At 69.6% G+C, this 10,640-nt stretch carries 8 protein-coding genes; 4 read left to right on the top strand and 4 right to left on the bottom strand.

Going from position 1 to position 10,640, the window contains the following annotated elements:
• Nucleotides 1–291: 291 nt before the first annotated feature.
• A complete protein-coding gene (metE, locus tag Pmi06nite_RS21090) occupies nucleotides 292–2,715 on the top strand; it encodes a 5-methyltetrahydropteroyltriglutamate--homocysteine S-methyltransferase (protein ID WP_203954764.1) in 2,424 nt (807 codons plus the stop codon).
• Between the two features lie 51 nt (nucleotides 2,716–2,766).
• Here metE and Pmi06nite_RS21085 read toward each other — a convergent pair whose 3' ends face one another.
• Both Pmi06nite_RS21085 and Pmi06nite_RS21080 read right to left on the bottom strand, forming a co-directional pair.
• Complete coding sequence (locus Pmi06nite_RS21085) at nucleotides 2,767–3,987, bottom strand: MFS transporter (protein WP_239114071.1); 1,221 nt, start codon at nucleotides 3,985–3,987, stop codon at nucleotides 2,767–2,769.
• 101 nt (nucleotides 3,988–4,088) lie between these two features.
• On the bottom strand, nucleotides 4,089–6,362 hold the full coding sequence (locus tag Pmi06nite_RS21080) for an MMPL family transporter (protein WP_203954763.1): 2,274 nt from the start codon (nucleotides 6,360–6,362) through the stop codon (nucleotides 4,089–4,091).
• A 194-nt stretch (nucleotides 6,363–6,556) separates the two neighbouring features.
• On the opposite strand from Pmi06nite_RS21080, the gene Pmi06nite_RS21075 reads away from it, so the two are divergent.
• From Pmi06nite_RS21075 to Pmi06nite_RS21065, 3 genes are all read left to right on the top strand, one after another.
• A complete protein-coding gene (locus tag Pmi06nite_RS21075) occupies nucleotides 6,557–7,024 on the top strand; it encodes an NUDIX domain-containing protein (RefSeq protein WP_203954762.1) in 468 nt (155 codons plus the stop codon).
• Between the two features lie 15 nt (nucleotides 7,025–7,039).
• Complete coding sequence (locus Pmi06nite_RS21070) at nucleotides 7,040–7,426, top strand: nuclear transport factor 2 family protein (RefSeq protein WP_203954761.1); 387 nt, start codon at nucleotides 7,040–7,042, stop codon at nucleotides 7,424–7,426.
• A gap of 180 nt (nucleotides 7,427–7,606) precedes the next feature.
• Nucleotides 7,607–7,834 carry a hypothetical protein gene (locus Pmi06nite_RS21065; RefSeq protein WP_203954760.1) on the top strand — a complete coding sequence of 76 codons (228 nt, stop codon included), beginning with the start codon at nucleotides 7,607–7,609 and terminating at the stop codon, nucleotides 7,832–7,834.
• A gap of 39 nt (nucleotides 7,835–7,873) precedes the next feature.
• Here Pmi06nite_RS21065 and Pmi06nite_RS21060 read toward each other — a convergent pair whose 3' ends face one another.
• Nucleotides 7,874–9,310, bottom strand: a complete 1,437-nt coding sequence (locus Pmi06nite_RS21060) for a rhamnulokinase (RefSeq protein WP_203954759.1) — start codon at nucleotides 9,308–9,310, stop codon at nucleotides 7,874–7,876.
• On the bottom strand, nucleotides 9,307–10,350 hold the full coding sequence (locus Pmi06nite_RS21055) for a LacI family DNA-binding transcriptional regulator (RefSeq protein WP_239114070.1): 1,044 nt from the start codon (nucleotides 10,348–10,350) through the stop codon (nucleotides 9,307–9,309). Before Pmi06nite_RS21055 ends, Pmi06nite_RS21060 begins: the two co-directional genes overlap by 4 nt.
• Nucleotides 10,351–10,640: the final 290 nt, after the last annotated feature.

The following is a 10,640-nucleotide window of genomic DNA, read 5'->3' as shown; positions in this document are numbered from 1 at the left end:
CTGGAGTGGCTGATGCCCGGCCCTCTTCGCCGCGATGATCGGCCGGCGTGCGGCTTCCGCCCCCCGCGCGCGCCCCGCGCGGGGCCCCCATACGGCTTCCGTGCGATTCCATGCGCTCATGTCGCTCCCGTGCGCTCATGGGGGCATCCGCGCATGCCTCGAAACGAGAGTTTCGGCGCGCTGAGTCACATGCGATGGAGATCCATAATTCGGGCTTATGGATCAAGCGACCGAACGCCACGGGTGGGCAGGATGCGTCCGTCCGAACCCTGAACGGCCAAGGGAGCCACCATGACCGCGCGTCCGCCGACCTTTCCCGCCTCCACCGTGCTCGGCTATCCGAGGATCGGGCCTCACCGGGAGCTGAAGCGCGCATTGGAGTCGTACTGGGACGGCCGCTCGACGTACCAGGACCTCGAAAACACGGGACTGCAACTGCGGGAGGAGACTTGGCGGCGGCTCGACGGGCTCGGCCTGGGTGCGCTGCCGTCCGGCACGTTCTCGCTCTATGACCAGATGCTCGACACGGCCGTGTTGCTCGGCGCCGTACCTGATCGGTATCGCGGTGGCACGAGTGCGGATGCCTACTTCGCGATGGCACGGGGTGCGGAGGGGATCGCGCCGCTGCGGATGACGAAGTGGTTCGACACGAACTATCACTACATCGTCCCCGAGATCGGGCCGGACACCTCTTTCCGGCTGGATGCCACCAAGCCGCTTTCCGAGGTACGGGAGGCGCGTGGGCTGGGCCTGGAGACGCGACCGGTGCTGGTCGGCCCGGTCACCTTCCTCCTGCTGTCGCAGGCGGCCCCGGGCGGCCCGGCCGGATTCGCCCCGCTGGACCGGCTGGCCGATGTGCTCGGGGCCTACGAGCGGCTGCTGGCGGAGCTCGCCGCGGAGGGCGTCGACTGGGTCCAGCTGGATGAGCCGGCCCTCGTGACCGACAGAACCGGCGAAGAACTGGCCGCCGTCACGACCGCCTACGAGTGGCTGGGGAACCTGACCGACCGGCCTGCTCTGTTCGTCGCCTCGTACTTCGGCGATCTCGGCGACGCCCTGCCGGTCCTCGCCGCCACGCCGGTCGAGGCCATCGGTCTCGATCTGGTGGCCGGCGGCGCCTCGGGCCTCGACACGCTCGTGGACAAGACAGCGCACGCCGGGCAGGCCGTGCCCGCCCCAAAGACCACGCCCGCCCAAATGACCACGCTCGGCAAAGAGACCACACTCGCCCAAAAGGCCACGCTTGCTGGAAAGATCGTGGTCGCGGGCGTGGTGTCGGGGCGTGACGTGTGGCGCACCGACCAGGAACAGGCATTGGCCACGCTCCGCGCTGTACGCGAGCAGGCCGGGCATGTCGTCGTGAGCACGTCCTGCTCGCTCCTGCATGTGCCGTACGACCTGGATCTGGAGCCGGGCCTCGATTCCGCCGTGCGGCGGCGACTGGCGTTCGCGGACCAGAAGGTCGCCGAGGTGGTCGAGCTGGCCGCCCTCTTGGCCGCCGATCCAGTCGGCCCGATCTCCGCGCCCGCCGTGGCCGCTCAGGCGAAGGCCGCGGTGGTCGGCTCAGTGCAGGCGGACCACACAGAGGAACTGGTGCCGGGCCGCGATCCGGGCCGTGTGCCAGACCGTGTGACAGACCGCGTGTCCGAAGAAGGCCCGGTCAGGAGCCCGTACGCGGTCCGGGCGGCGGCACAGGCCGAGCACCTGCGCCTGCCCTCGCTCCCGGTCACCACGATCGGCTCGTTCCCGCAGACCGGCGAGCTACGCGAGGCCAGGGCGGCGCTGGCGGCGGGTGAGCTGGGCGAGGCGGCCTACGACGACCTCGTCCGTGCCGAGATCGCCCGGGTCGTCGCCCTGCAGGAGCGGCTCGGGCTCGACGTGCTCGTCCACGGCGAGCCTGAGCGCAACGACATGGTGCAGTACTTCGCCGAGCATCTCGACGGGTTCGCGGTCACCCGCAACGGCTGGGTCCAGTCGTACGGCTCGCGCTGTACGCGGCCGCCGATTCTGCACGGCGATGTCCGGCGCCCGGAGCCGATCACCGTGCGATGGGCACGCCATGCGCAGTCTCTGACGGACAAGCCGGTCAAGGGCATGCTGACCGGCCCGGTGACGATCGTCGCCTGGTCGTTCGTCCGCGATGACCGGCCCCTGCGGGACGTGGTGTTCCAGGTCGCCGACGCCATCGGAGACGAGGTGCGCGACCTCGAGGCCGCGGGTGTGCCGGTCATCCAGGTCGACGAGCCGGCGCTGCGTGAGCTCATGCCGCTGCGACGTGAGGACCAGGACGCCTATCTGGAGTGGGCCGTGGCGGCCTACCGCAGGGCCACGTCCGGCGCGGGCGACCGCACGCAGATCCACACGCACCTGTGCTACTCCGACGCCGACCAGATCCTCGATGCGATCGACGCCCTCGACGCCGACGTCACGACCATCGAGTCGGCGCGATCGGGTGCGCGGATCCTCGACGAGGCGGCGATCGGCGACTTCGAACGAGGGCTCGGCCCGGGGGTGTACGACATCCACTCGCCGCGGGTGCCGAGCACCTGGGAGATCGAGGTCGCGCTGAAGGCGGCCTTGCGGGTGTTGCCCGCCGACCGGGTCTGGGTCAATCCGGACTGCGGGCTGAAGACCCGGACGTACGAACAGGTCGAGGCGGCGCTCACCAACCTCGTCAGCGCGGCACGGCACCTCCGAGGCGACCAACACTCGTGACAGGTCGTACGGGCCGGGGGCTTCCAGCCGGGCCGGCCCGTGACGGGAGCCTCAGGCGTTGCTCGTCGCCGGCCGCAGGCGCGGCAGGCGACGGGCCCGCGTGCGGTAACGGAGGACCTGGACGGCGCCGAGGATCCACACGGGGTACTGCACGGCGAACGCCCAGCGGTAGTCGCCCTGGAGATCCATCGAGACGCCGATCAGAGCGATCACCGACATGGAGGCGACGAAGCCGCCGCCGTTGACGATGCCGGTGGCGACGCCGATCCGCTCGGCCGGATTGAAGGTCCGCGCGTAGTCGAATCCGATCATCGAGCCCGGCCCGTTCGTCGCGAGGGTGACCATGAGCAGCACGAGCAGCCACAAAGGCACGGGGGCCGGCCACAGGAGGACGAGTGTCCAGGCTCCCGCCGTGCTGCCGATGACGGTCAGCACCATCCAGGACCGCCGTAGCGGGAACCGCCCGGCGAGGAAGCCGAGCAAAGGTCCGCAGAACATCGACAGCACGGTGATCGTGGTCAGCAACAGTCCCGCCGTCCGCGGAGTCAACCCCTCGCCCTGGACCAGGAACGGGTAGCCCCACAGGATCGTGAAGGCCGCGGCCGAGGACTGGGTGGCGGCGTGCGTCCACATCCCGAGCCGGGTGCCCGGCTCGGCCCACGCGGCCCGCATGGCGGGCGCGGCCGTCTCCGTCTCGGGGGGCCGATCGCGCAACGCCGCGCCGACCACGATGAGAGAGACCACGCCGAGCGCGGCGGCGGCGAGGAAGGTCGGCGTCCAGCCGTTGGCGTGCAGGGACGTGATCAGCGGCACGGCCGAGGCGACCGCGCCCAGTTGGCCGAGCAACCCGGTGACCTGCACGATCACGGGATTGCGCCGCGGCGGGAACCACACGCTGACGATCCGGATCACGCTGATGAACGTCATCGCGTCGCCGCAGCCGATGAGGATCCTGCCGGCGGCGGCTCCGGGCAGGTTCGTCGCCAGAGCGAAGACGAGTTGGCCGAGCGCCATCACCGACGCTCCGGCCAGCAGCATGCGTTTGGATCCCAGCCGGTCGACCAGGACCCCGACCGGGATCTGCATCGCCGCGTAGACCAGCAGTTGCACCATGGCGAGGACGGACAGACCGGTCGCACCGACCCCGAAGCGGGCCGAGGCGTCGATGCCCGTGACGCCGAGGGACTGCCGGTGGAACACCGCGATCATGTAGGCGACGACGCCGGCGGCCCAGAAGATCAGGGGTTTGCGTGTTCCACCGCTTCGTCCCATAGCTGGGGATTTTACCGATATGTGCGGCTTGCGCCTGGAGTGTCCATCTGGTGGACCTCCAGGCGCAAGTCGCGCTGCCAGCCGTGATGTCAGCCGTGCCGTCAGCCGACGAGGGCGGGCACCCGGTCCTCCCGGACGCCGTCGCCGCCGTCATCACCGCCCTCGCCGTCGTCGTCGTGGTCGCCGTGGGAGAGCTGGGGCAGCCAGTTGAGCCACCGCGGCAGGTACCAGTTCCAGTCACCCAGCAGTTTCATCGTCGCCGGCAGCAGGACCGCCCGCACGATCGTCGCGTCGATCAGGATCGCGGCCGCCAGGCCGATGCCCATCTGCATGAACGTCAGCAGCGACAGCGTGGCGAAGGTCGCGAACACCGCCACCATGATGAGCGCCGCACTCGTGACCACGGCGGCGGTGCTCTTGATGCCGGAGGCGATCGCGTCCTCGGTGCGCATGCCCCTGTCGTAGGCCTCCCGGATCCGGCTGAGGATGAAGACGTGGTAGTCCATCGACAGGCCGAAGAGGATCACGAACAGGAACAGGGGCAGCCAGTTGGTGATCATCCCGGTGGAAGTGAAGCCGAGCAGGCTCTCGCCGTACCCCCTCTGGAAGACCAGCACGAGCACGCCGTACGCCGCCGCGACGGACAGCAGGTTGAGCAGGATGGCCTTGATCGCGACGACCAGCGAGCGGAACGAGATCAGCAGCAGGACGAAGGCCAGCAGCAGCACGAAGCCGAACACCAGCGGGATCGTCCGGCGAAGCTGCTCGTCGAAGTCCATCGAGCCCGCCGTGCTGCCGGTGACGTGCGCTCCGGGAAGCGTGGCGGGGATGACCTTTTCACGCAGGGTGTGGACGGCGTGCTCCGAGACCGCGTCCATCCCGGTGCCCTTGATGCCGATGGCGATCTGGGCCACCGTCTTATCCGGATTTATTCGTACGCTGATCGGCTCGTTCGCCTCGCCCGTCGCCAGCGCCCGCTTCTTGAACTCCTCGATCGAGGCGGTGAACTGAGGGGTCGTGACGTCGGCGGCCTTGACGACGACCACCGCGGGCTCGTTCCCGCCGGGGAAGGCCTTGTCGATCCGCTTGAAGGTCTCGGCGATCGAGTAGTTGCCCTGCAGGTCGTCGATGGTCTGCGCGCCGGTCTTGAGGCTGAACGCGGGGATCGCGAGCGCGACGAGGAGACTGCCGGCGAGGACCACGGAGACGATCGGATGACGCAGGACCGGCCCGATGATCGCGCCCCAGAACCTGCTCTCCCCTCCGCGGACCCCGAGAACGCGCCGCCAGCCGACCCTTCCCCTGGTGACGGTCCGTACGGTGCCGTGGATCAACCGGGCGTCGATCTTGTCGCCGATCAGCGAGAGCAGCGCGGGCAGGGCGGTCAGGGAGCCGACGACGGCTGTCAGGACCACGAGGATCGTGCCCTCGGCGAAGCCCATGAAGATGCCGTTGCCCGTCAGGAACATCCCGGCCATCGCCACGATGACGGTGATGCCGGAGATGAGGACGGCCCTGCCGGACGTGGCGGCGGCGATCTCGATGGCCCTGCGCTTGTCGCGGCCCTTCGCCCTCTCCTCGCGCTGTCGCATGACGTAGAAGAGGCTGTAGTCGACGCCGACCGCCAGGCCGATCAGCAACATCACGTTGCTGGTCGCCGAGTCGACGTGCAGAAGTTGGCTGGTGAGAGCCAGCAACCCGGTAGCCGAGAAGATCGCCGTCATCGCCAGGGCGACCGGGACCAGCGCGGCCAGCAACGCGCCGAACGCGGCGAGCAGGATGCCGATGGTGATCGGCAGCGAGAGTTGCTCGGCCCGCACGAAGTCCTTGTCGATCGCCTCGCCGATCAGCTTGTCGGCGCTCGCCCCGCCGGCCTCCTCGACCCGGAGGTCCGGATGGGCCCGCTGCACGCCCGCGACCGCGTCGAGCACCGGCTGGATCCGGTCGCCCGCCGTCCCCGCGTCACCCTTCATGTCGAACTGGACCAGGGTCGTGCGCCGGTCAGGGGTGACGGGTGAGGGTTCCTTGTCGTACGGCGTGCGCACGTTCTCGACCTGGCCGGTGGCCTCGACCGCACTCTTCACGCCCATGACGGCCTCGCGGAACGCGGGGTCGCCGGTGGTGAGGGTCCCGGTGCGCGACTGCACCAGGACGACCTCTCTGGCGACGTCCTTGTAGGCCGCGCCGTCCAAGATCTGCTCGGCTAGTCGTGAGTCCCCGTTGGAGCTCTCGTAATTCTTCATCTCGGCCGTGCCCACGGCACTGCCCAGGAACGTCGCCGCGGCGACGAAAGCGATCCAGATCAACAGAGCCGACCATCGATGGCGGGCACTCCAGCCGCCGATCGAGGCGGCGAGGTTCTTCCGGCGTCTCATGCTCTCTCCCTCAGTGGATGTCTCAACCGTAGAAATCGATCAAGGCGTGCACATCGGGCCCGTTGACCAGATCAGACGTCCTGCGACCGGCGTATTACTCTCGTGCTCGAGATCTAGGGGACGTCCCTGAGGCCGCTCTCGGGGAACCCCGGCTAGGCTCCTGCCATGCGCTCCTTCTCCGGCCAGGCGTCGTCGTGATCCCCGCGGATGTCTTCTACGCCGGGCTGAGCAAGGTGGTGGCGGCCGCGGCCGGATTCATCACCGACCCCTCGGGCCGTGTCCTGCTGGTCAAGCCCAACTACCGCGATCATTGGGGCTGGCCGGGTGGTCACGTCGACGAGGGCGAGTCGCCGGACGTCGCCTGTGCCCGTGAGGTGCTCGAGGAGCTCGGCCTGGAGCCACCGGTGGGCCGCCTGTTGGTCGTTCACTGGGTGCCCCCGATCGAGGACCGTCCCCTCCCGCTCGTCCATTTCCTGTTCGACTGCGGCACGGTGGTCGACGGCAACAGCATTGTCCTGCAGGCGGAGGAGCTCGACGGGTACGGCTTCTTCACCGCGGAGGAGGCCGCCACGATCATGCCGTCCTACCTGGCGGGCCGCTTGACGGCGGCGCAGGACGCCCGCGCGTCCAATACCACCGCGTACATCGGTTCGTTCTCGTAACCGGAGGCGGGCGCCGTGGACACCAGGGAAGCCGCAGGCCGCTTCGCCCGCACGTGGGAACGGGGCTGGGCGGCGCACGATGTCGAGCTGATCGTGTCCTTGTACGCCGAGGACTGCGAGCATCGCTCGATGCCGTTCCGTCCGGTCCATCGTGGGCGGGCGGAACTCGCCGACTACGTCCGCTGGTCGTTCGAGAACGAGCGGGTCGAGAGCGTCCGCTTCGGTGAGCCGCTCGTCGACGGGGACACGGCGGTGGCCGAGTTCGTCGTCCTGTCGTCCGAGGACGGCAGGCCGGTGACGCTGGCCGGCTGCGTGATCGTCCGGTTCGACGCGGCCGGGCTCGCCGTGGAGTCGCGCGACTACTGGCATGTCGCCGAAGGACACGTGACCCTCGGCCGATGAGCCGTCCCCGCCGGGGGAATGCACGGGCGGCCTCGAGCATCTCGATTAATCGGGCGCTCTCGCGGAATAGGCCGGTGGTACGGCCCGAACCGTCAAGGACGGCAACAAGGCCACAACAAGGACGGAAACAAGGCCGGCGACAAAGACAGCGACAAAGACGGCGACGAGGACGGTAGGACGATGGACGACGCTGAGATCAGGGAGCAGCTGAAGGAATTGGAGGCGGAGCTGGTCAGGCTTCGGGAGAGCGCCGCGTCCATCAGGCGGGAGATCGGCGAGCGCTGGGACGCCCCGACGGACGCCGCCGAGATCGCGATGGTGATCACCAACGCGGAGCAGCAGGAGTCGTTGATAGAGACGCTTGAGGCCAGACGCGAGCGGTTGCTGCAGAAGCTCGGCTCGTCCTGAGGCGGCCGGTCTGCGTCTACTCGGATCAGTCTGCTCGGATCAGCGACTGGGTAACCGGGCGCCGGCGCGGGTCCAGGCGTTCTGGTCCCCCCTCGGCAGGTAGGTGACCGGCTGCTCGCTTCGCCGTACGAGATCGCGGATGTCGGTGACCACGCCCTGGGCGCGGGCCTGGACCAGCGCGTTGCCGAGCGCCGCGGCCTCGACCGGGCCGGCGATGACGGGGAGGCCGGTGGCGTCCGCGGTCATCTGGCACAGCAGGGCGTTGCGCGCGCCGCCGCCCACCAGGTGGACGACCTCCACCTCCTGGCCGCTGAGCCGTACGGCGTCGTCGATCGTGCGGCGGTAGGCGAGCGCGAGGCTCTCCAGCACGCACCGGACGGTCGCGGCGCGCCCGTCCGGCGGGCGCTGGCCGGTCCGCTCGCAATAGGCGGCGATCCGCGCCGGCATGTCGCCCGGCGGCAGGAACGCGGGATCGTCGGGATCGATCAGCGCCTGGAACGGCGGAGCCTGCTCGGCCGCGCCGAGCAGCGCGGGAAGGGCGGGAAGGGCGGGAAGGTCGGCGCCGCCCCAGGTGCGCAGCGACTCCTGCAGGATCCACAGGCCCATCACGTTGCGCAGGTAGCGGATGGTGCCGTCGAGGCCGGTCTCGTTGCTGAAGCCGGCCAGTCTGCTCTCCTCGCTGAGGACCGGGCGGGGCAATTCGATGCCGACCAGCGACCAGGTTCCGGACGAGATGTAGGCGAACCGGTCGGTCCGGGAGGGCACGGCGGCGACCGCCGAGGCCGTGTCGTGCGAGGCGACCGCGGTGACGGGGGTCGCCTGCGACAGGCCGGTCTCCTCGGCGATCTCGGCGCGCAGGGTTCCGGAAGGTGATCCCGGCGGCCGCAGCTCAGGCAGGACGCCGGAGGGGATGCCCAGCCGCCTGGCCAGCCCTGACGCCCAGGCGCCGGTCCGGACGTCGTAGAGCCCGGTCGTGGAGGCGTTCGTCACCTCCGCGCCGCGTGACCCGGTCAGCCAGTAGGTGAGCAGGTCGGGAATCATGAGCAGCGTCTCCGCACGATCGAGGAGCGGCTCGGCGAGCAGCTGGTAGATCGTGTTGAACGGGAGGAACTGCAGCCCGGTGACCTGGTAGAGCTCGGCGTTCCCCAGCTCGCCCGTCATGCGCTCCGCGACGCCGGAGGTCCGCCCGTCGCGATAGTGCACGGGGTTGCCGAGGAGCCGTCCGTCGCCGTCGAGCAGTCCGTAGTCGACCGCCCAGGAGTCGATGCCGATCGAGTCGACCGGGCCGGCCAGGCGCAGGCCGTCCAGCATGCCCTGGTGCAGGGCGAGGATGTCCCAGTGCAGGGTTCCCGCGGCGCGGACCGGCCGGTTGGCGAATCGGTGGATTTCGTCGACGCTCACGCGGTCGCCGTCGATCCGTACGGCGATCACCCGGCCACTGGACGCGCCGAGGTCCACCGCGGCGTAGACGCTCATCTCGACTCCTCGTCGGGCTGGGGGTCACGCCGTCCGCCAGTCGACTCACGGACGACGAGTTCGGGCTGGAACACGACCTGCTGGTGGGCGTGAGTGTCCGGATTGTCGCACTCGTCGAGTAGCAACTCGGTGGCGATGCGCCCGAGCTGGTGGGTCGGCTGCCGTATCGAGCTCAGCGACACCGCCGAGGCGGCGGCGAAGTCGATGTCGTCGTACCCGATCAGCGCCACCTCGCCGGGCACGTGGACCCCGGCCTGGAGCAGGCCGCGGAGCATGCCGACGGCGAGCAGGTCGTTGGCGCAGAAGATCGCTTCGGGCAGCCGGCCGGAGGCGAGCAGCCGCTCGGCCGCCTGCTGGCCGTACTTCGCCGTCATGGCGGGCGTCTCGATCGGATCGAGGATCGTGTCCGGGTCGAGGCCGGCGGCGGCCACCGCCCGCGCCGCCCCCTCGCCGCGGTCGACGCACTGGCGGAGCGTCCGCGGGCCGGTGAGGTAGCCGATCCGGCGTGCTCCGCGTTCGAGCAGGTGGGAGACCGCGAGCCAGCCTCCGGTGACGTCGTTGACGGTCACCGAGCACTGGTCGGGCCGGTGGGCCGGATGGTCGAGGAGGACCACTCTGATGCCGCGGTCGCGCAGCGCGTCGAGACGGGCGGGATCGTCATCGGTGGGGGTGATCAGCACGCCCCGGACACGCTGCTCGGCCAGGACGAGCAGGTTGCGCTCCTCCTTGGGCCGCGAGCCGGCGGAGTTGCCGAGGATGACCGCGTAGCCGAGCTCGCTCGCGGCCTCCTCCACCCCCGTGGCGATGTCGGTGAAGAACGGGTTGCCGATGTCCATGACCGACAACCCGACCGTGCGGCTGTGGCCCGCCCGCAGTGTCGACGCGGAGCCGTGCCGGACGAAACCGAGCTCGCTGATGGCGCGAAGGACACGCTCGCGGGTCGCGGGAGCCACTCGTTCCGGCCGGTTGAGGACGTTGGAGATGGTGCCGGGTGACACCCCGGCCCGGGTGGCGACATCCCTGATGCTGACGGTCCCCACTGTCCTCCTCACGTCGGCGTCCATGAACGGCGTCTTTGAACTGCATCTATTAAAACGTGTTAGCAAATGTTGGCCAGACCCTACCTGATCGGGCGTATCTGGAGCTCCCACCCCTGGGCTCTCGGGGTGCGTAACACATCGGAAACGGCCTCTTCATCACCCATTGACAAGCCCCGACGGCGCGGCTTAGCGTCCGGGAACCGCGTTGTAAAACGTTTTTTACCCACAGGCCGGGAAGGAGTGTGACGCGTGACTGGAGCGGCTGAAGCGACGGCGCCGCACGGGCCGGG

Source organism: Planotetraspora mira (genome assembly GCF_016863275.1).
Lineage (GTDB): Bacteria > Actinomycetota > Actinomycetes > Streptosporangiales > Streptosporangiaceae > Planotetraspora > Planotetraspora mira.
Note: the sequence above shows the minus strand (reverse complement) of the source record. Positions and strands in the feature narration are given on the sequence as shown.